General features: G+C 73.3%; 17 protein-coding genes and 1 riboswitch. Of the genes, 10 read left to right on the top strand and 7 right to left on the bottom strand.

The genetic code is table 11. The annotated features are described in order from the left end of the window. Window positions 1-18: 18 nt before the first annotated feature. The gene (locus QUY26_RS01960) at window positions 19-219 is read right to left on the bottom strand and encodes a hypothetical protein (protein ID WP_289943353.1); all 201 of its coding nucleotides are present in this window, start codon (window positions 217-219) and stop codon (window positions 19-21) included. A gap of 134 nt (window positions 220-353) precedes the next feature. Further along, window positions 354-532: riboswitch (cobalamin riboswitch) on the top strand. A 209-nt stretch (window positions 533-741) separates the two neighbouring features. On the opposite strand from QUY26_RS01960, the gene QUY26_RS01955 reads away from it, so the two are divergent. The 5 genes from QUY26_RS01955 to QUY26_RS01935 are packed head-to-tail and all read left to right on the top strand — an operon-like array spanning window position 742 to window position 6,230. Then, window positions 742-2,241, top strand: coding sequence for a CoA-acylating methylmalonate-semialdehyde dehydrogenase (locus QUY26_RS01955; protein ID WP_289943352.1), 1,500 nt, complete (start codon window positions 742-744; stop codon window positions 2,239-2,241). A 5-nt stretch (window positions 2,242-2,246) separates the two neighbouring features. Continuing rightward, window positions 2,247-3,395, top strand: a complete 1,149-nt coding sequence (locus QUY26_RS01950) for an acyl-CoA dehydrogenase family protein (protein WP_436840249.1) — start codon at window positions 2,247-2,249, stop codon at window positions 3,393-3,395. Continuing rightward, entirely contained in the window at window positions 3,392-4,492 is a 1,101-nt protein-coding gene (locus QUY26_RS01945) for an enoyl-CoA hydratase/isomerase family protein (protein WP_289943350.1), read from the top strand. Before QUY26_RS01950 ends, QUY26_RS01945 begins: the two co-directional genes overlap by 4 nt. Further along, on the top strand, window positions 4,489-5,418 hold the full coding sequence (gene mmsB / locus QUY26_RS01940; RefSeq protein ID WP_289943349.1) for a 3-hydroxyisobutyrate dehydrogenase: 930 nt from the start codon (window positions 4,489-4,491) through the stop codon (window positions 5,416-5,418). The genes QUY26_RS01945 and mmsB overlap by 4 nt, the downstream gene beginning before the upstream one ends. After that, complete coding sequence (locus QUY26_RS01935; RefSeq protein WP_289943348.1) at window positions 5,415-6,230, top strand: enoyl-CoA hydratase; 816 nt, start codon at window positions 5,415-5,417, stop codon at window positions 6,228-6,230. Before mmsB ends, QUY26_RS01935 begins: the two co-directional genes overlap by 4 nt. 18 nt (window positions 6,231-6,248) lie before the next feature. Here QUY26_RS01935 and QUY26_RS01930 read toward each other — a convergent pair whose 3' ends face one another. Then, window positions 6,249-9,185 (bottom strand): ABC transporter substrate-binding protein, encoded by a 2,937-nt coding sequence (locus tag QUY26_RS01930; RefSeq protein ID WP_289943347.1) that lies wholly within the window; start codon window positions 9,183-9,185, stop codon window positions 6,249-6,251. A 260-nt stretch (window positions 9,186-9,445) separates the two neighbouring features. On the opposite strand from QUY26_RS01930, the gene QUY26_RS01925 reads away from it, so the two are divergent. Both QUY26_RS01925 and QUY26_RS01920 read left to right on the top strand, forming a co-directional pair. After that, window positions 9,446-12,217, top strand: a complete 2,772-nt coding sequence (locus QUY26_RS01925; protein WP_289943346.1) for a discoidin domain-containing protein — start codon at window positions 9,446-9,448, stop codon at window positions 12,215-12,217. A gap of 206 nt (window positions 12,218-12,423) precedes the next feature. Further along, window positions 12,424-12,630 carry a hypothetical protein gene (locus QUY26_RS01920; RefSeq protein ID WP_289943345.1) on the top strand — a complete coding sequence of 69 codons (207 nt, stop codon included), beginning with the start codon at window positions 12,424-12,426 and terminating at the stop codon, window positions 12,628-12,630. Window positions 12,631-12,663: 33 nt separating this feature from the next. On the opposite strand, the gene QUY26_RS01915 is transcribed toward QUY26_RS01920, so the two are convergent. The 4 genes from QUY26_RS01915 to QUY26_RS01900 form a co-directional block, all read right to left on the bottom strand. Next, window positions 12,664-13,056 carry a hypothetical protein gene (locus tag QUY26_RS01915; protein ID WP_289943344.1) on the bottom strand — a complete coding sequence of 131 codons (393 nt, stop codon included), beginning with the start codon at window positions 13,054-13,056 and terminating at the stop codon, window positions 12,664-12,666. A gap of 87 nt (window positions 13,057-13,143) precedes the next feature. Further along, window positions 13,144-13,392, bottom strand: a complete 249-nt coding sequence (locus tag QUY26_RS01910) for a hypothetical protein (protein WP_289943343.1) — start codon at window positions 13,390-13,392, stop codon at window positions 13,144-13,146. Between the two features lie 146 nt (window positions 13,393-13,538). Next, the gene (locus QUY26_RS01905) at window positions 13,539-14,243 is read right to left on the bottom strand and encodes an HAD family hydrolase (RefSeq protein ID WP_289943342.1); all 705 of its coding nucleotides are present in this window, start codon (window positions 14,241-14,243) and stop codon (window positions 13,539-13,541) included. Between the two features lie 39 nt (window positions 14,244-14,282). After that, entirely contained in the window at window positions 14,283-14,762 is a 480-nt protein-coding gene (locus tag QUY26_RS01900; protein WP_289943341.1) for an Lrp/AsnC family transcriptional regulator, read from the bottom strand. 186 nt (window positions 14,763-14,948) lie between these two features. Between QUY26_RS01900 and QUY26_RS01895 the strand changes: the two genes are divergently transcribed. From QUY26_RS01895 to QUY26_RS01885, 3 genes are all read left to right on the top strand, one after another. Further along, on the top strand, window positions 14,949-15,644 hold the full coding sequence (locus QUY26_RS01895; protein ID WP_289943340.1) for a L,D-transpeptidase family protein: 696 nt from the start codon (window positions 14,949-14,951) through the stop codon (window positions 15,642-15,644). Between the two features lie 292 nt (window positions 15,645-15,936). Beyond that, a complete protein-coding gene (locus QUY26_RS01890) occupies window positions 15,937-17,445 on the top strand; it encodes an FUSC family protein (protein ID WP_289955397.1) in 1,509 nt (502 codons plus the stop codon). Between the two features lie 259 nt (window positions 17,446-17,704). Continuing rightward, window positions 17,705-18,781 (top strand): lactonase family protein, encoded by a 1,077-nt coding sequence (locus QUY26_RS01885; protein WP_289943339.1) that lies wholly within the window; start codon window positions 17,705-17,707, stop codon window positions 18,779-18,781. 164 nt (window positions 18,782-18,945) lie between these two features. On the opposite strand, the gene QUY26_RS01880 is transcribed toward QUY26_RS01885, so the two are convergent. Then, complete coding sequence (locus QUY26_RS01880) at window positions 18,946-19,890, bottom strand: sirohydrochlorin chelatase (RefSeq protein WP_289943338.1); 945 nt, start codon at window positions 19,888-19,890, stop codon at window positions 18,946-18,948. Window positions 19,891-20,122 lie beyond the last annotated feature (232 nt).

The following is a 20,122-nucleotide window of genomic DNA, read 5'->3' as shown; positions in this document are numbered from 1 at the left end:
CCCCCACAGCCCCCATCCTCAGCCGCACACCTCACGCCACCACGCGCCACCGCACCGCACACCCCACGCCTCGCGGTCCGTGCAGCCCTTCGAGCCCCGCCCGGAGCACCCCTTGCGCACCGCCGACATCCGCACCCGCTCCAGGGCGTCGACAACCTCTACGAGATCGACGAGACCCGCCCCGTCCTGGACCGCGCCGCCGACCTCGCGGGCGTCCACTACGGCGCCGACCCCGTGGCCGGGGTCGTGCGCGCCGAACTGGGGGCCTGGGACTCCAGTAGGAGTTGGACAGGGGGTTCCCGCGGCGAGTGGGAACCCGTCCGCTGTGGACTTACTAGGAAGTCCAAGTATATGTTCGTGGACAAGCCCGCGGTGCAGGGAAGCCGGTGTGAATCCGGCGCGGTCCCGCCACTGTGACCGGGGAGTGCGTTCTCGCGTGCAACAACGCCACTGACGGAGAAGTCCGTTGGGAAGGCGGGAGAACGGGCGCCGATCCGGGAGTCAGGATACCGGCCGCGGGGTGTTCCGTGTTGTCCACGAGGATGGAGCAGACACGCATGGCCCCGGTGCGCACTCACGACCCCGGTGATCCGATGCGAGCGACAACCCCCGCTGTCTGACGGCCCCTCGGCCGTTCGCGTCCCCTTCTTCCGTCCGTCGATCCGGCATGCCCGCGCATGGCGCCGACGGCCGGTCGGGCGCGCCCGTCCCCGGATCCCACCTGACGAAAGAGCAGGCCCCATGGTCCGTGAACTGACCCACTTCATCGGCGGCAAGCACATCCCGGGAACATCGGGCGCGCTCGCCGACGTGTACGACCCGAACACCGGCGAGATACAGGCCCGCGTCCCGCTCGCGAACCGCGCCGAGACCGAGGCGGCCATCGCCGACGCGGCCGAGGCCCAGCGCGAGTGGGGCGAGTGGAACCCGCAGCGCCGCGCCCGCGTCCTGCTGCGGTTCCTGCGGATCGTGGAGGGCGAACGCGAGTCGCTGGCCCGGCTGTTGTCGGCCGAGCACGGCAAGACCGTGGCCGACGCGCACGGCGACCTCCAGCGCGGCCTGGAGGTGGTGGAGTTCGCGGCGGGCATCCCGCACCTGCTCAAGGGCGAGTTCACCGACAACGCGGGCACCGGCATCGACGTGCACTCGCTGCGCCGCCCCATCGGCGTCGTCGCCGGCATCACGCCGTTCAACTTCCCCGCGATGATCCCCCTCTGGAAGGCCGCGCCCGCCATCGCCTGCGGCAACGCCTTCATCCTCAAGCCCTCCGAGCGCGACCCGTCCGTGCCGCTGCGGCTCGCCGAGCTCTTCCTGGAGGCGGGCCTGCCGCCGGGCATCCTGAACGTCGTCAACGGCGGCAAGGAATCCGTCGACACCCTCCTGGAGGACCCGCGCGTCGAGGCGCTCGGCTTCGTCGGCTCCACGCCCATCGCCGCGCACATCTACGCCACCGCCGCCGCCCACGGCAAGCGCGCCCAGTGCTTCGGCGGCGCCAAGAACCACATGATCGTGATGCCGGACGCGGACCTCGACCAGGCCGTGGACGCGCTGATCGGCGCCGGTTACGGCTCGGCGGGCGAGCGCTGCATGGCGATCTCCGTGGCCGTTCCGGTCGGCGAGGCCACCGCCGACGCCCTGGTGGCCCGCCTCAAGGACCGCATCGGCGCGCTGCGGATCGGCCGCTCCGACGACCCCGAGGCCGACTTCGGCCCCCTCGTCAGCCGCGACGCCCTCGACCGCGTGCGCTCCTACGTCGACCTCGGCGTCGAGGAGGGCGCCGAACTCGTCGTCGACGGACGTGACTTCACCCTCCCCGGCCACGAGGGCGGCTTCTTCGCGGGTGCCTCGCTCTTCGACCGTGTCACCCCCGACATGCGGATCTACCAGGAGGAGATCTTCGGCCCGGTCCTGTCCGTCGTCCGCGCCGCCGACTACGAGGAAGCTCTGCGGCTGCCCACCGAGCACCCCTACGGCAACGGCGTCGCGCTCTTCACCCGCGACGGCGACACCGCCCGCGACTTCACCCGCCGCGTCGACACCGGCATGGTCGGCGTCAACGTGCCCATCCCGGTCCCCGTCGCGTACCACACCTTCGGCGGCTGGAAGCGCTCCGGCTTCGGCGACCTCAACCAGCACGGACCGGACTCCATCCGCTTCTACACCCGCACCAAGACCGTCACCTCGCGCTGGCCCTCCGGGGCCAAGGAAGGCGCGAGCTTCACCATCCCGACGATGGGATGACCGCCATGACCAGCGCACTGCTCACCGAGGACCAGCTCGCCATCGTCGAGACCACCCTCGACTTCGCCCAGGAGCACCTCGCCCCGCACGCCCTGGCCTGGGACCAGGAGAAGCACTTCCCCGTGGAGGTGCTGCGCAAGGCCGCCGACCTCGGCCTCGGCGGGATGTACGTCGCCGAGGACGCGGGCGGCTCCGGGCTCACCCGCGCCGACGGCGTCCTCGTCTTCGAGGCCCTCGCCTCCGGCTGCCCGTCCGTCGCGGGCTACCTCTCCATCCACAACATGGTCGCCTGGATGATCGACCGGTACGGCGACGAGTCCCAGCGCGCCCGCTGGCTCGGGGCGTTGACGTCGATGGACTGGCTCGGCAGCTACTGCCTGACCGAGCCCGGCGCGGGCTCCGACGCCGCCGCGCTCAGCACCCGCGCCGAACGCGACGGCGACACCTACGTCCTGACCGGCGTCAAGCAGTTCATCTCCGGAGCCGGCGCCTCGCAGGTGTACATCGTGATGGCCCGCACGGGCGACAGCGGCCCCGGGGGCGTCTCCGCGTTCGTCGTCGAGCGGGACGACGAAGGCCTGTCCTTCGGCCCGAACGAACAGAAGATGGGCTGGAACGCCCAGCCCACCCGGCAGGTGATCCTCGACGGCGTGCGGCTGTCCGCCGACCGGCTGCTCGGCGGCGAGGGCAACGGCTTCCGCATCGCCATGAACGGCCTCAACGGCGGCCGCCTCGGCATCGCCGCCTGCTCCCTCGGCGGCGCCCGCAGCGCCCTCGACCGCAGCCTCGGCTACCTCGCCGACCGCGAGGCGTTCGGGGCCCGGCTCCTGGACTCCCAGGCGCTCCAGTTCAAGCTCGCCGACATGGCGACCGAGCTGACGGCGGCCCGCGCCCTGGTCCGCCAGGCCGCCCAGGCCCTCGACGCGGGCGACCCGCAGGCGCCCCAACTGTGCGCCATGGCGAAGCAGTTCGCCACCGACACCGGTCACTCGGTCGCCGACCGCGCCCTGCAATTGCACGGCGGCTACGGCTACCTGACCGAGTACGGCATCGAGAAGCTCGTGCGCGACCTGCGCGTCCACCGCATCCTGGAAGGAACCAACGAGATCATGCGCCTGATCGTCGCCCGCGGTCTGACGGGGGCGCTGCGATGACGCCCGCCGAAGCCGCCGCGGCCCCGGCGCCCGCCGACGACCCCGTGCTGCTGCGCACCGAAGGCCGCGCCGCGTACATCGTCCTCAACCGGCCCCGGGCCCTGAACGCCCTCACCCACACCATGGTCCGCCGCATCGATCAGGCCCTCGCCGCCTGGGAGCACGACCCGGCCGTCGAGACCGTCGTGCTCACCGGTGCGGGGGAGCGCGGCCTCTGCGCGGGCGGCGACATCCGCGCCATCTACGACGACGCCCGCACCGGCGGCAGCGCCTCCGCGGACTTCTGGCGCGACGAGTACCACCTCAACGCCCGCATCGCCCGCTACCCGAAGCCGTACGTCGCCGTCATGGACGGCATCGTCATGGGTGGCGGCGTCGGCGTCGCCGCGCACGGCGGCGTCCGTATCGTCACCGAGCGCTCCCGCATCGCCATGCCGGAGACGGGCATCGGCTTCGTCCCGGACGTCGGCGGCACCTACCTGCTCGGCCTCGCCCCCGGCGAGCTCGGCACCCACCTGGCCCTGACCGGCCAGCAGCTGGGCGCCCGCGACGCGCTCCTGTGCGGGCTCGCCGACCACTTCGTCCCCTCCGGCCTGCTGCCGCGCCTCGTCGCGGACCTCGCGTCCGATCCGGTGCGCGAGGTCCTCGCCCGGTACGTCGCCGAAGCCCCGCCCGGCGTCCTCGGCGACCAGCGCGCGTGGATCGACGCCTGCTACCCGGCACACGGCGTCGAGGAGATCGTCGACCGGCTGCAGAACCACGGCGCGCAGGCCGCCAAGGAGGCCGCCGAGACCCTGCACAGCAAGTCGCCGACCGCCCTGAAGGTCACCCTGTCCTCGCTGCGCCGGGCCCGGCAGCTCGGCCCGCTGGAGCGGGTCCTGGAGCAGGAGTACCGCGTGTCGTGCGCCGCCCTCGCCTCCGCCGACCTCGTGGAGGGCATCCGCGCCCAGGTCGTCGACAAGGACCGCGAACCCCGCTGGTCCCCGGCCACCCTCGCCGACGTCACCGACGACGACGTGGCCCGCTACTTCGCCCCGCTCGGCGCGCGCGAACTCGCCCTCGCCGCCGACCGCTCCCCGCAGGAGGTGCCCTGGTGAGCCCCGTCATCGCCTTCGTCGGCCTCGGCCACATGGGCGGCCCGATGGCCGCCAACCTCGTCAAGGCCGGATACCGGGTCGTCGGCCACGACCTGGTCCCGGACGCCGTGGACGCCGGCGTCGCCGCGGGCGTCGAGGCCGCTCCCTCGGCCGTCGCGGCCGCCGCCGACGCCGACATCGTGGTCACCATGCTGCCCGCCGGACGTCACGTCCTGTCCCTCTACAGGGACGAGGGGCTGCTCGCGGCCGCCCGGCCTGGCACCCTCTTCGTCGACTGCTCCACCATCGACGTCGCCGACGCGCGGGCCGCCCACGAAGCGGCGGCGGCGGCCGGGCACCTCGCCGTGGACGCCCCCGTCTCCGGCGGTGTCATGGGCGCCGAGGCGGGCACGCTCACCTTCATGGTCGGCGGTGACGAGGCCGCGTTCGCGCGGGCCGAGCCGCTGCTCGCCGCGATGGGCAAGAAGGCCGTGCACTGCGGCGCGGCGGGCGCCGGACAGGCCGCGAAGATCTGCAACAACATGATCCTCGGCGTCTCCATGATCGCCGTCAGCGAGGCCTTCGTCCTCGGCGAGAGCCTCGGCCTCTCCCACCAGGCGCTGTACGACGTGGCGTCCACCGCGTCCGGCCAGTGCTGGGCGCTGAGCGTCAACTGCCCGGTACCGGGCCCTGTCCCGGGCTCGCCCGCCAACCGTGACTACCGCCCTGGCTTCGCCGCGCCCCTGATGGCCAAGGACCTCGGCCTCGCCGCGAACGCCGTGCGCGCGGGCGGCGTCGACGCCGAACTCGGCCTGCGCGCCGCCGCGTTGTACGCCGCCTTCGCCGAGGGCGGCGGAGCGGACGAGGACTTCTCCGGGATCGTCCGGGCCATCAGGGAGCGCTCCGGACAGCGACTCGCCGACGACAAGAGGAACAAGGACTCATGACCGACCCCACGGCCACCACGGATCCCACGGCCACCACGGACTCGTACGAGACGATCCTCGTGGAACGCAAGGGCAGGGTGGCCCTGCTCACCCTGAACCGCCCCAAGGCCCTGAACGCGCTGAACCTCCAGGTCATGCGCGAGGTCGTCGCCGCGGCCGAGGCCCTCGACCGGGACCCGGAGGTCGGCTGCATCGTCCTCACCGGCTCCGCGAAGGCGTTCGCCGCGGGCGCCGACATCAAGGAGATGAGCCCGCAGAACTACCTGGACATGTACCTCAGCGACTGGTTCACGGCCTGGGACCGGCTCGGCCAGGTGCGCACCCCGACGCTCGCCGCCGTCTCCGGCTACGCCCTCGGCGGGGGCTGCGAGCTGGCCATGCTCTGCGACATCCTGCTCGCAGCCGACACGGCCGTCTTCGGCCAGCCGGAGATCAAGCTGGGCGTCATCCCCGGCATCGGCGGCTCGCAGCGCCTGACCCGCGCCGTCGGCAAGGCCAAGGCCATGGAGCTGTGCCTGACGGGCCGCACGATGGACGCCGAGGAGGCCGAGCGTGCCGGGCTGGTCTCGCGGGTCGTCCCGGCCGACGACCTGCTCGGCGAGGCGCTGGCCGTCGCCGAGACGGTGGCGGGCATGTCCCTGCCGGTCGCCATGATGGCCAAGGAGTCGGTCAACCGCTCCTTCGAGACGACCCTCACCGAAGGCGTCCGCTTCGAACGGCGCCTGTTCCACGCGGTGTTCGCGACGGCGGACCAGAAGGAGGGCATGACCGCCTTCACGGAGAAGCGCAAGCCGCACTTCACCCACCGCTAGCCCACGGCGTGTCGCCGCTCAGCGCACGTACGCGTTGAGCGGCGACACGCCGTCGAGGTCGACCTGGAGCCCGTGCAGCGCCTTGGAGTACAGGAACGTGCGCATCGGCACGTACACGGGCACGGCCGCGGCCTGCTCCATCACCCGGCGGTCGACCGTCGACCACAGCTCGCCCGCGGCGGCGAGGGACCCCGCCGAACCGGCCGCGTCGATCGCCGAGTCGACGCCGGAGTTCTTCAGGCGCGAGTAGTTCGACGAGGTGGGGTAGGTGTACTTGCCGTCGAAGTACTCCGGCAGGGTCGCGGAGCCGACGGGCAGACCGGCGCCCACGGGCAGCCGGAACAGGTCGTACTTCCCCGTGCCCGCGTTCTTGTAATAGTCCGTCGTGTCGTCCTTCTGCAGCTTGACCCGGAAACCGGCCCGGTCGAGCGCGGTCTTGATCACCTGGGCCCGCTCGGCGTCCGTCGCGTCCGCGTGCCCGAGGGTCAGCTTGAAGCCGCTCTCGTCGGCCTCCTTGAGCAGCGCGCGGGCCTTGGCCGGATCGCCGTGCTCCCCGGCCCCGTACAGGTCGAAGGGGCGGGCGCCGCGGACACCGGGCGGGAGCAGGTTGTGGTGGACCGTGCCGTCCTCGCCGCTGGCCGCGAGGACGTCCCCGGCGGGCAGCGCCGTGGCGATGGCCTTGCGGACCTTGATGTCCTTCACCCGCCGCGTGTTGATCTGGTACGCGTGGATGAAGGCGGACGGCGCGGACAGACGCCCCGCGCCGCCGGGAGTCCTGCCGAGCCCGTCCTTGCCGAGGGATCCCGTGAACGACATGATCGCCTCGCCGGAACGGGCACCCACCGTGCGGGACTTGACGTCCTCGACGGACAGCCCGCCCTCGATGCGGTACGTGTCCGGATAGGCGGTCCGCAACGGGTCGGAGTCCGCCTTCCACTCGGCGTTGCGGGTCAGGACGACGTTCTTCGCGCCGGCGAAAGTGCTCACCTCGTACGGGCCGGTGGACGGCACCGTCGGCGAGCCCGTCGAGGTGTCCTTCACCCGGTCGGGCACGGGGGCGCCGCTCGGGCCCGCGAGCGCGACGTTGAAGTCGGGCCGTGCGCTCTGCAGATGGAAGACGATCGTGCGGTCGTCGGGCGTCTCGACGGTGCCCGGCGGCAGGGTGCGGTCGCCGCCGATGCCGTCCGCCTGCTTGGGGCCGAGCAGCCAGGTGCGCAGGGTCCGGTCGCCGATCGCGAACGAGGGGTCGAGCGTGCGCTCGATGGCGTTCACGAAGTCCTTGGCGGCGACCGGAGTCCCGTCGTTGTAGGTGAGGCCGGGCTTCAGCGTGAACGTCCAGGTCCGGCCGCCCGCCGAGGCGCGGCCGCCGTCCGTGGCGAGGTCGCCGACGAGCTTGACCCTGCCGTCGGGCAGCGTCTTGAGGCCCGTCAGGCTGCGGTGGACCAGGCGGGAGACGAGCCGGTCGGTGCCCGACCACATCTTGCCCGGGTCGACGGTGGTGAGGTCGGCGGGCTCCAGGACGGTGACGCTGCCGCCCTTGCGGGCGCCGGCGACGGCGGGCGCGGGGCCCTCGGAGTCGTCCGCCGTGCCGAGGGTCAGCGTCTCGGTCTTGGCCCGCTCGGCCACCGTGCTGCCCTCGGGGCCGGGCTTGGGCCGGTCGGACGTGCCGCGGTCCGTCTTCTTCCCGGAGTCGTCCCTGGCGCCGAACGGATCGGTGATGGTGAGGGTCGCGACGAGCGCGGCGACGGCCACGGCCGCACCACCGGGGACCCACCAGGTGCGCCACCACGGCCGCCCGGCGCGCGCCGCGCCCTGCTGGGCGAGCGGGGCGGGCCACAGTGGTGGCGGGGCGGTCGGTCTGGGCGGGGGCAGGGGGTAGGAGGTGGGGACGGGCTGGGGTCCGGAGTCGGCGGGGTGCCCGGACTGCGCGGGGGGTGCCTGGGGTGCGGGCGCCGCCGTGAAGGGTGTCGGGGTGGCGGGCGCCGCGTTGACGGGAGCGTGCGGGGCGGGCATCGACGCCGGGGGCGTCGGAATGCCCGGCGCGGGAAGGCCGGGAGCGGGCGCGGCCGGAGCCGGTGCGGCCGGGGCGGCCTTCGCCAGGCCGACGGACGCCTCCTTCGCCAGGCCCTCCAGCTCGCCCCGCGCCTGCTCGGCGTCCGGCCGGTCGGCGGGTGACTTCGCCAGCATCCGCCCCACGAGGTCGTCCCACGCGGGCGTGAGCCCCGGACGCCGCAGGGAAGGGCGGTCCGGGGTCTCGTACACATGGCAGTGCATCAGCGCGGCGGCCGACGGCGCGTCGAACGGCGGGGCGCCGGTGAGCATTTCGTGGACCATGCAGCCCAGCGAGTACACGTCGGTGCGCCCGTCGGTCTCGCCGTGCGCGAACCGCTCCGGCGCCATGTAGTGGAGCGTGCCGATGGGGGAGTCGGACGTACGGGTGAGATAGCCGCCCGCCCCCGTCGCCGCGTCCAGGAACTTGGCGATGCCGAAGTCGAGGACCTTCACGGTGCCCTCGTCGGTGACCATCACGTTGGCGGGCTTGATGTCCCGGTGCACGATGCCCGCCCGGTGCGCCACGGCGAGCGCCCGGCACACCTGCGCCGCGATGTCCGCGACCCGCTGCGGCGCGAGCCCCTCGCCGCCCCTGAGCAGCTCGGTGACCGTACGGCCGTTCAGGAGCGGCATCACCAGGTACGGGATGTCGCCCTCCGCGCCGTGGTCGAAGACCGGCACGATGTACGTGCTGTCCAGTGCCGCCGCGGCCCGCGCCTCGCGCACGAACAGCGCCAGCATGCGCTCGCGGTCCGGCGCTGAGGTGTCCGTCGGCAGGCCCAGCAGCTTGACGGCCACCTCCCGGTCGAGCCGGGCGTCCCGCGCCCGCCAGACCGCCCCCATGCCGCCCGCGCCTATTCGCTCCGTGAGCGTGTACCGCCCGTCCAGGACTGCCCCGCGCATCCCCTGCTCCACCCCACCCACCCCGTAGAAACACGCCCGCTGCGGGCGGCAAGGTCAATTTACCCGTGCTGTGGAGAAGTTGGAGAGGCGTTGTGTCGCGGGGGTCGTTGTCGCCGGTGGGCGGGGCGGCAGATGGGCGGCGCGTGGCGTGTTTTCCACACTCCGTGTTCAGGACTTGATAGATCATGCACAAGTTATTGACGTGACTCGTTCATGAAATTTATGGTCCGTGGACCCTCACCCCACCATGACGGAGAACAATGACGTACTCCCTGGTATCGCGGCGCAAGGCCGCCGGACTGTCCGCGGCGCTGCTCGCCGGTGTGCTCGTCGCCGCCGTCCCGCCGACGGCCCCCTCTCGCGCCGACGCCGCCCCCGCCTCCGGCACGTCGACCGACTGCCGTCAGGGCGACGGCTGGACGCTCGACGCCACCCGCGTCAACCCCGAGGACAACCACCACGCCTTCGTCGGCAACGGTTACCTGGGGCAGCGCGTGCCGCCCAACGGCGCCGGCTACGCGGACAGCAAGGCCAAGACCGGCTGGCCCCTGTTCACCCCGCGCTACGACGGCTCCTTCGTGTCCGGCCTGTACGCGCACAACAAGCAGACCGCCGAGAACCGGCAGGCCGTCGCCGCGCTGCCCACCTGGACCCCGCTCACCGTCACGACCGGCGGCAAGGGCTCCGACACCTTCAACTCTTCGACGGCGCCCGGCCGTATCTCCGCCTACCGGCAGAGCCTCAGCATGCACTGCGGCCTCGTCACCACCACCCTCACGTGGACCGCCGCCGACGGCCGCCGCACCGACCTCACCTACGAGGTCGTCGCCGACCGCACCGACCCGCACGTGGGCGCCGTGCGCCTGAAGATGCGTCCGCACTGGAGCGGCGAGGCGACCGTCACCGACGTCCTCGACGGCCGGGGCGCGCGACGCGTGCAGCAGACCGGCGGCGGCGACCGCACCGGCGGCGCGCGGCACGGTTCCGGGCCGACCATGGACGTCGCCTTCCGCACCGACGGCACCGAGGTCAAGGGCGCCGTCGCCTCCACGCTGCGCACGGGACACGGCGTGCACGACGCCCGGGAGCGCAGGGCGGGCCGCGCGGCGAAGCTGACGAACCGTCAGTCCCTCACCCTGCCCGTCCGCAGCGGAGAGTCGTACGAACTCACCAAGTTCGTGGGCGTCGACACCGCGCTGACCTCGCGTTCCCCGCGACAGGACGCCACCGCGGCGTCGCGGCGCGCCGCCGCGCGCGGCTGGGACGCGCTGATGCGCTCCCACACCGCCGCCTGGGCGCGCCTGTGGCGCAGCGACATCGAGGTGGCCGGGCGCCAGCGGGAGCTGCAGACGTGGGTGCGCTCCGCGCAGTACGGACTCCTCTCCAGCACGCGCAAGGGCGCCGCGAACAGCATCGCCCCGGCCGGACTGACCAGCGACAACTACGCGGGGCTCATCTTCTGGGACGCCGAGACCTGGATGTACCCGGGACTCCTCGCCACCCGCCCCGACCTTGCCAAGTCCGTCGTCGACTACCGCTACCGCACCCGCGCCGGAGCCCGCGACAACGCCCGCAAGTTCGGCTACGAAGGCCTCTTCTACCCCTGGAACAGCGGCAGTTCGGGCAACCTGGCCAAGGAGTGCCACAGCGTCGACCCGCCGCACTGCCGCACCCAGATCCACCTCCAGTCCGACATCTCCCTGGCCACCTGGCAGTACTACCTGGCCACCAAGGACACGCAGTGGCTGCGGGAGCGCGGCTGGCCGGTGATGAAGGGCATCGCCGAGTTCTGGGCGGACCGCGTGCACCGCAACGCCGACGGCAGCTACTCCATCAAGGACACCGCGGGCCCCGACGAGTACAGCAACGGCGTCGACGACGCGGTGTTCACCAACGCGGGTGCCGCCACCTCCCTGCGCCACGCCGCCCGCGCCGCGAAGCTGCTCGGCGAGCGGGCCCCCGCGAAGTGGACGTCGATCGCCGACCGCGTCCGGATTCCCTACGACAAGGAACGCAAGGTCTTCGAGCAGTACGACGGCTACAAGGGCAGCAAGATCAAGCAGGCCGACACCGTGCTCCTGATGTACCCCCTGGAGTGGCCCATGCCCGACGGCGCCGCGGCCGCCACGCTCGACTACTACGCGCAGCGCACCGACCCGGACGGCCCGGCCATGACGGACTCGGTGCACGCCATCGACGCCGCCGGGATCGGTGAGCCGGGCTGCTCCACGTACACCTACCTGGAGCGCTCCATCAAGCCGTTCGTGCGCGGTCCGTTCGCGCAGTTCTCGGAGGCCCGCGGCGACAAGGCGGGCGCGGAGGACCCGCTGGCGGGCTCGCCCGCGCACGACTTCCTCACCGGCAAGGGCGGCTTCCTGCAGATCTTCACCAACGGCCTGACCGGCATGCGGATGCGGGAGGACCGGCTGCGCCTGGACCCGATGCTGCCCCCGCAGCTCGCCGAGGGCGTCACCCTGCGCGGACTGACGTGGCAGGGCCGCAGTTACGACGTCGAACTCGGCGCCCACCACACCACGGTGCGGCTCACGTCCGGCGCGCCGATGACGCTCGACACGCCGCAGGGCAAGCAGGTCGTGAGCGAAGGCGCCCCCGCCGTCCTCAAGACCCGCCGCCCCGACCTCACGCCCACGGACAACGCGGCCCGGTGCACCCCTGCCAAGGCATCGTCGGAGGAGCCCGGCATGTACGCGGGCGCCGCCGTCGACGGCAACACGGCCACCGCCTGGGTCCCGGCCGAGAAGACCGGCACCCTGACGGCGGACCTGGGTGAGCCGGTGCGCGTCGGCAAGGTGACGCCGACGTGGACCGGCGTCAAGCCCGCGTCGTACGACATCGAGGTGTCCCTGGACGGCCACCACTGGCACGCCGTGCGGGACGGGTCGGCCGCCGGGGCCGCCGAAGCCGCCGAGGGCACGGACAAGGCGCGGCTCGCGCGCTATGTCCGGGTGACGGTGCGTGGTGCCGCGCAGGTGAAGGAGCACCCGGGCATCACGGAACTCACGGTGCAGTAGCGGAACGTGGGTGAGGGGAGTGGGAGGGCGCACGGCGCCGTCCCACTCCCCTTTTGCTCTCCGCTCGTCGTGATCGGCCTCGTACGAGGGACATCCCGCATACCCGCCCACCGGCACGGGCAGCCATCTCGCCGCCCGGGAAGGACCGGGCGGCCCCTTGAGCCACGTCTCAAGGGCGTGACTCCCCTGAAGAACAAGGTGGTTCCATGCGCCGTCCCGTCGTCCTCGTGATCGGAGCGCTCGCCGCGATGACCTCGCTCACCGCACCGGCCGCCGCGGCCTCCGCCGCCCCGGCGGCACACGCGGCAGCGAACCCGCTGCCGCCCCTGGCCGCCGCCGGATCCCTGGTCACCGAGGGCGTCACCGTCGAAGGCCCGCTCATCAACAACCTGGGGCTGCCGCGCCTCCTGTGACGGCGGGCGCGAACCGGCCCGGCCCGCGGCGGCCTAACGGTTCGCGAGGCACAGATGAACGTCCTTCTCCTGGTCTCCGAAGGCCGCGCCCTCGCCGCTCACGGCGAACACGGAGGCCAGGAAGGTCCGCAGCTGATCCACTGCCAGATAGCCGCCCTGGACGTCGGCGGACACCGGGCGCGTCAGCGTGCCCGCGCCGCCCTCCGGGACCTCGCGGCCGGCGCCCACGATGTCGAAGGTCTCCGTCCAGACCGTCGCCCCGCCGTCCGCGTCCGGGGGCGGGACGGCCGCGCTGCCGGGCCCGTCGGCCGGGGACGCCTGCGGGAAGGCGGTCCGCAGGACGTCGAAGACGGCTGCCGCGTCCTGCGCGGAGCAGTCACTGAGTTCCACCGTGACCTGTGCCGAGGACGGACCCGTTGCGTTCACTGCCCATCATCCCTTTCTCCGTTGCCCGCGCGCGTCCGTGCGGTCGTCGTCCTGGTTCGGTGCGCGCGTCCACGGCGGCTCCCCGGCCTAGTCGGCGGGCTCGTCCGGCACCGGCCGGTCCTGGCCGGGGCCGTGTGCGTGCGGGGCGCCGCGTCTGCCCGTGCCCGCCTCGTCGGTGTCGGGTACGTCGTCGTGCGCGTCGGGTGCGTTGCCGGTGCGGGCCGCGTCGTCGTCCGGGTCCCAGGGGTCCTCGTTGGCCGAGGCCTGCTGGTCGGGCAGGTCCCGCGGCACCGGGGGGCCGTCCTCGCCGACCGACGGGGGATTCTGCTCGCTCACGGTCGTGCCTCCGTTCCTTCGTGGCGTGCGTTCGCAGGTACCCGTGGCGCACGTGACGACACCTCGTACTGACCACCGTGTACCGGCTCCGGCGATCCGGCCACACGGCGGCTCCGCCGACCGGGCGTGCCCCGGGCCGACAGGCGTCAGGCGGGCGAAGGCCCCCGCGTGCCCGCCGCCAGCCAGTCCAGCGCCGCCCGCGCCGTGAACTCCCCCTGGCCGCCGCGCAGCAGCAGGTCCGCCGCCGCGAACGCCGGGTCGTCCGCCTGCGCCGCGACGTACGGAATCGCGACGCACCGCATCCCCGCGGCCTTCGCGGCGAGCGCGCCCGGCGCGGCGTCTTCCAGGACCACGCAGTCGGCGGGCTCGGCGCGAAGGAGCGATGCGGCCGCGAGGAACACGTCGGGAGCGGGCTTGCCGCGGTCGACCTCTTCCGCGGAGACGAGCGTCGTGAGCTGGGCGTCCAGGCCCGTGCCCGCGAGGATCGCCTCGATGGCCTGCCGCGACGACCCGGACGCCACCGCCATCGGCACCCCGGCGTCGTACAGCCGCTCCACGAACTTGCGCATCTCCGGGTAGACCCGGGTGGAGGCGCGGGCCAGTTCCAGATAGCGGCGGTTCTTCTCCGCGAGCAGGTCGGGGAGCGGCGCGCTCAAGCCGTAGCGCTGCTTCCAGAGGGTCAGGGTCTCCTGGGTGGAGATGCCGACGTACGTCTCGTGGTCCTGCCAGGTGAAGTCGGGGATGCCGTGCTCGGCGAGGAGCTGCCGGCCCGCTTCGAAGTAGTTCGGCTCGCTGTCCACGAGGGTGCCGTCGAGATCGAAGATGACCGAGATGTTGTTCAGGGCGCTCATGTGTCCCAGGATGCCAAGTGCCTCCCGGCAGCCCCCCGGCTACTTCTCGGCGGCGGCCCGGCCCACCGACTCCACCAGGGGGAGCAGCCGGTGCGGGACGCGCTCGCGCAGCGCCATCTCCGTGCGCGTGCGCACCACGCCGGGGAGCTGGATCAGGCGCTGGATGACGTCCTCCAGATGTCCGTTGTCCCGGGCGACGACCCGGGTCAGAAGGTCGCCGCCGCCCGTCATCGAGAACGCCTCGATGATCTCCGGCACGGCCGCGAGCGCGTCCCCGACCTCGTCCAGGTGCCCCTGCGTCACCTCGATGTGCACGAACGCGAGGACCGGGTGGCCGAGCGCGGCGGGGGAGAGCTTGGGGCCCGTGCCCGTGATGACCCCGTCCCGCTCCAGGCGGTCCAGGCGTGCCTGGAGGGTGCCGCGGGCCACGCCGAGGATGCGCGCGTACTCCCGCACGCTCGTCCGGGGCTGTTCGAGCAGGAGCCGCAGGATGCGGGTGTCGAGTTCGTCGACGGCCATGGTGCGAGGGTCTCCCGGGTGCGCGAGGTGATCACCGTGACCGTACCAACGGTCCGGCGGACCCGCGGCTGTTACGGAGCTGTTTCACTTCCGGCTGCAACGCGTCGGCCTCGTGGGCGGTCTAGCTGTCGAAACGCCCAACACGCATGTTCGGCGCGTACGTACACGAACGAGGAGCAGACCGCAGTGGGGGACATACGCAGACGAGGAATCGTCGCCCTGGGGATCACCGCGCTGGTGGCCCCGCTCACGGTGGCGCTGGGGAGCACCACCGCGCAGGCCGCGTCGTGCTCGACGCAGGCCGGGCCGTATCAGAAGCAGGTCGAGAAGTTCCTGGGCCGTCCCGTGGACGGCAGGCAGTCGAGTGCCGACTGCAAGGCCATCAAGGCCTTCCAGACCAAGCACGGCATCAGGCCCAACGCCGGTTACGCGGGCTCCGTGACCTGGGGCGTCATGAGCCTCATGAACAAGCAGAAGGCGGCGGGCAACAACCCGAACAAGGCCGGCAAGTGCCCGGTCAACAAGGGCCGCATCGCCTGCGTCGACCTGACCCGGCAGCTCAGCTGGATCCAGGACGGCAAGACCCTCAAGTACGGGCCGGTGCCGGTGCGCACCGGACGCAACGGCCACGAGACCCGCACCGGCCTGAAGAAGATCTACTGGCGGGACATCGACCACATCTCGAGCATCTACCACGTGCCGATGCCCTACAGCCAGTTCTTCGACGGCGGCCAGGCCTTCCACTCGGTCGGCATCAGCGTCTGGTCCCCGCCCGGCTCGCACGGCTGCGTGAACATGACCAAGAAGGACGCCACCAAGTACTGGAACATGCTGCGCAAGGGCGACGACGTCTTCGTCTACGGCCGCAAGCCCGGCACCTGAGAGCACCGCGGCGCGTAGGCCCGCAGGCGGCGTCGGTGTGGCCCGTTGGCCCGCCGACGCACCACCCTGCGGGCCGTCGGCTGGGCCAATGGCTCAGCCGCGACGACGCCAGTTGAGCCACCGGGCCTCGAAATGATGAGATGGATCCGTCGATGGCGCTGCGGGATTCCGCGGCGCCTTATTCATGTCATGCGTGCCGCGCGCGATCCGGGCCGTCCGGGTCGCGCGCCGCGCCGGGCCCGCGGCGGCCGGGCGCCGCGGCCGCCGGGACCGTCGAGGGGTGGACAAAGCTGTGCTGAGGTCGATGTTCGTGGCACCGGATCCGGGGCGGCTGCGGCTGCGCTTCGCGACCCGGGCCGTCCTCGGCATCTCCCTTGCGGTCACCGTCTGCGCCCTGGTCGGGCACACGCTCGTCGCGGCCATCATCGCCGGTCTCGCCGCGCTGCTCGCCCTGTTCACCGTCACCGACACGACGGTGCGCGGGCAGGCCGTCACCACCGCGCTGCTGCCCGTCGTCGGCTTCCCCGTCCTGGCCGTCGCCGCCCTCCTGCACGACCACCCCGTCCTGCGCGACCTGGTGTTCCTGGCCGTCATGGGCGTCGGCGTGTACGCGCGCCGGTGGGGGCCGCGCGGCCACTCGCTCGGCGTCTTCGCGTTCATGACCTTCTTCGCGGCGCAGTTCCTGCACACCGAGCTCCCGCAACTGCCCTCCCTGTACGAGGCCATCGGCATCGCCCTGCTCGCCTCGTCCTCCGTCCGCTTCGGCCTGTGGTGCTACGAACGGCGGCTGCCGCCCGCCACGGTGCCCGTCCTCGCCGAGCGCCGGGGCCTGGCGCGCGCCACCACCCGCCAGGCCGTCCAGGCCACCCTCGGCGGCGGCGTCGCCCTCGTCATCGGGCACGCGCTGTCCGGGGACCGCTGGTACTGGGCCATCGGCGCCACCTGGTGGATCTTCGTGAACACGGTGTCGCGCGGCGAGACGCTGGTCCGCGGCTTCCGCCGAGTGCTCGGCACGCTGATCGGCATCGCCGTGGGCGTCGTCGTCGTGCTGCCGCTGCACGGCGCCCTCGTGCCGACCGCCGTGATCGTCGCCGTCTGCGTCTTCGGGATCTTCTACACGGCCGCCGTCTCGTACACCTGGATGATGCTGGCCGTGACCGTGATGGCGGGCGGCCTCTACGGCCTCCTGGGCGTCCTCGATCCGGGGCTGCTCGCCCTGCGGCTCCTGGAGACCGGGGCCGGGGCACTCGGCGCGGTGCTCGCCGTGCTGCTCGTCCTGCCCGTCACCACCCACGCCACGACCAACGCCTGGATCGAGCGGGCCGTGCGCAGCGTGCACGCCTGCACCCGGGAAGCGGCGGCCCGCCTGTCCGGCTCGGCCACGGCCGACCCGGCCCCGCACATCGCCGACCTCGAAGTGATCCTCGGCCGGGTCCGGCTCTCCCTCGCCCCCCTGGTGCACCCCCTCAGCCCGCTGCGCGCCCGTCGCGTCCGTGCCCGCCAGGTCATCGCCCTCCTGGACGAGTGCGCCGACCAGGTCCGCAGCCTCACGGCCATCGCCACCGACCCGGAAGCCTCCTGCGACGACCGGCTCGCCGCCGCCTGCGCACGGGTCGAGGCCGCCGTCGACGCGCTGATCGCCTCCGAGGAAGCACTCGCGGCCCCGGCCGCTCCCGCCGCCGTGAAGCACTCCGGTGCCCTCGAACCGGCCCTCGCGCACCTGCACGGCCTGGAGCGGGCCCTCCTGGAACTCGCGACACCGGTGCGCAGCTCGCCCCGTACGCCGCTGATCGGGGCCTGAGCGCCCGAGGCGATGACGTCCGGGTGGACGATCCGGCGGCCGAGCGGGAGCGGATCGCGGGGCGGGGGCTGCGACCGGTGGACGTGGAGCGGCACGGCACGGTCGGCAAGGGGGTCTTTCGCGACGCCGAAGGAGACGGGGACCGGAGGCGAGGTCGCGCCCGAAGGCTGAGGAAGTCGGGTCCGCGCGCCGAGGGAGACGCCTCTCTCCCCACTGGTCCAGACCAGCTGCTAGCGTCGCCCTCAGCGGCGCCGCCCGGATGCGGTGCCCAGGCGCGGGGCGAGAGGGGCACGCAGTGGGTGGCGGGCAGGCGCAGCGGGCGTACATCGGGTCCTTCACGCAGGGCGGAGGGCCGGGCATCGTGACCGCGGCGTTCGACGCCGCCACCGGCGCGCTCAGCGTGCTCGGCGTGACGGACGCCGTGCCCGATCCCTCGTACCTGGCGCTGTCACCGGACGGCGCCACCCTCTACGCCGTGAACGAGACCCCCGACGGCGCGGTCGCCGCCTTCCGCACGGCGGGGGAGGCCGTCCGGCCCGTCGGCGCGCCCGTGCCCGTGCGGGGCGCCGCCCCCACCCACCTCGCCGTCCACGGCGGACTCGTCCACACCGCCAACTACGGCTCCGGCAGCGTCACGAGCGTGGCCGTGGCCGCCGACGGAAGCCTCGCCGCCCTCCCGGCGGGCGTCCTGGAGCACAAGGGCTCGGGGCCCGACCCGGAGCGCCAGGAGGGCCCGCACGCCCACCAGGTCCTGCCCGACCCGAGCGGCCGCTGGGTGCTGAGCGTGGACCTCGGCACCGACTCGGTGCGGGTTTGCACGCCGGGTCCGACCGGGCTCATCCCGCGCCACGAGGTCGCGCTGCGCCCCGGCACCGGGCCCCGGCACCTCGCCTTCCACCCCGGCGGCCGCGTCGCCTACGTCCTCAACGAACTCACGCCGACCCTCACCGTGTGCTCCTGGGACCCGGCCGACGGCACGCTGAAGGCGCTCACCGAGCCCCCCGTGCTGCCCGCCGAGCCGGACGGCGACGCCTATCCCTCGGAGGTCGTCGTCGCGCCCGACGGCCGCTTCCTGTGGACCGCGACCCGAGGTGTGGACGTCGTCTCCGTGTTCGCACTCGACGGCGAGGGCACCGGTGCCCGTCTGACGGCCTCCGTGCCCTGCGGTGGCGCCTGGCCCCGCGACCTGGCCATTGACCCCTCAGGGCGCTTTCTGTACGCGGCCAACGAGCGCTCCGGGGACGTCACCTGGTTCACCCTGGACACCGGGACGGGCCTGCCGCGCCGCGCCGGGGCGATCGACGTGCCCGCGGCGAGCTGCGTCGTCTTCGGCTGAGCACCGCGGCCACGGGCGGTTCAGGGCTCCGCTGGTGCGCGAAAGGGGGCCGCTGTGCGTGCGCGGACCCGCTGTACGTGAATGGCCCGCCCCGGACTCGGGGGCGGGCCATTCACGTGATGTCGTGCCGCGTGCCGCGGGTTCGTGCCGCCGCGGACCGCGCGTCAGTGCACCGGCGCGCCCGACTGCTGCTGCGGCGTGATGCCCAGCGCCGTCGTGTACTTGGACAGGGCCAGCTTGCCGATCGCCGGGTAGGCGCCGAGCGGCTCGGCGACGGCGCATCCCGCCTCCTTGGCGGCCGTGTCCAGGAGGCTCGCGTCGACCTCCGGGCCGATCAGGTAAGGGGCGAGGGCCAGCTGAGCCGAACCGGAGCCGCGCAGCTGCTCCGTGATCGCCGCGACCGAGCCCTCCTCGTCCAGGGCGGCGGCCATCACCGGCACCGCGAGGCGCGCGGCGAGCAGCATGCCGGTGATCCCGGCGGCCTGCACGGCCTCCTCGCCGCCGACCGTGACGAGGACGATGCCGTCCGCCGCGGTCGCGACCGTGAAGAGCCGGGCGCGGTCGGCGCGGGCCAGGCCCGCCTCCGAGAGCCGCACGTGCAGGCCCTCGGCGAGCAGCGGGTGCGGACCGAGGACGTCGGTCAGCTCGGCGGCGGCGCGGCTGTCCATGACGGCCTGGCGGATGCGGCGCATCAGCGCGTTGTCGGGGCCCGCGAGCAGGGGCACCACGACGGCGACGGGGCCCTCCGGGCGGCGGGCGTCCTCGACGCCGGCGGCCAGCGCCTGCTCGTAGCGGGCGGTGCGCTCCACGGCGGTGTGCGCGAGCACGGCCTGCAGCGTGGGGAACTCGGCCGACGGGCCGGCGTCGGCGTCCGTCCCGTCGACGTAACCGATTCTGGCGTCGAGACCGGGCAGCTCGGAGCGCGCGATGGAGACGACTTCCTCGGCGATGCCGCGGGTGGCGACGCTGGGGACGCCCGGCACGGCGAGGACGAGCGCGGGTGCGCCCTCGGGAGCCGCGACGGGCTCCGGGCGGCGGTGCCGGCCCGGCTGACGGGGGCGCGGCATTCGTACGGGCAGGCCGGATGCGGGCCCAGTGGGGGAGCTCATGGCGCCGCATGCTACTGGCTTGAGGGGTTTCCCTGTTCGGGGAGGGTACAGGTCAGTGGTATTAGTCCGCTTTGTCGGGTGAGTTGGGGAGCGTGGGGCGACAGGAGGGTTTGGGGGCGGCGTGCGGCATGCGGAGATTCCGTGAACGGGGCTTTCCGGGCGGGGATTCCGGACAGTGTGCGGCCCGTCGGACGCGGTGTGCGGACCGCGTGTGCTCCGGGGCGCGTGACCG

The sequence above is a fragment of the Streptomyces flavofungini genome, from assembly GCF_030388665.1.
Taxonomy (GTDB): domain Bacteria; phylum Actinomycetota; class Actinomycetes; order Streptomycetales; family Streptomycetaceae; genus Streptomyces; species Streptomyces flavofungini_A.
Note: the sequence above shows the minus strand (reverse complement) of the source record. Positions and strands in the feature narration are given on the sequence as shown.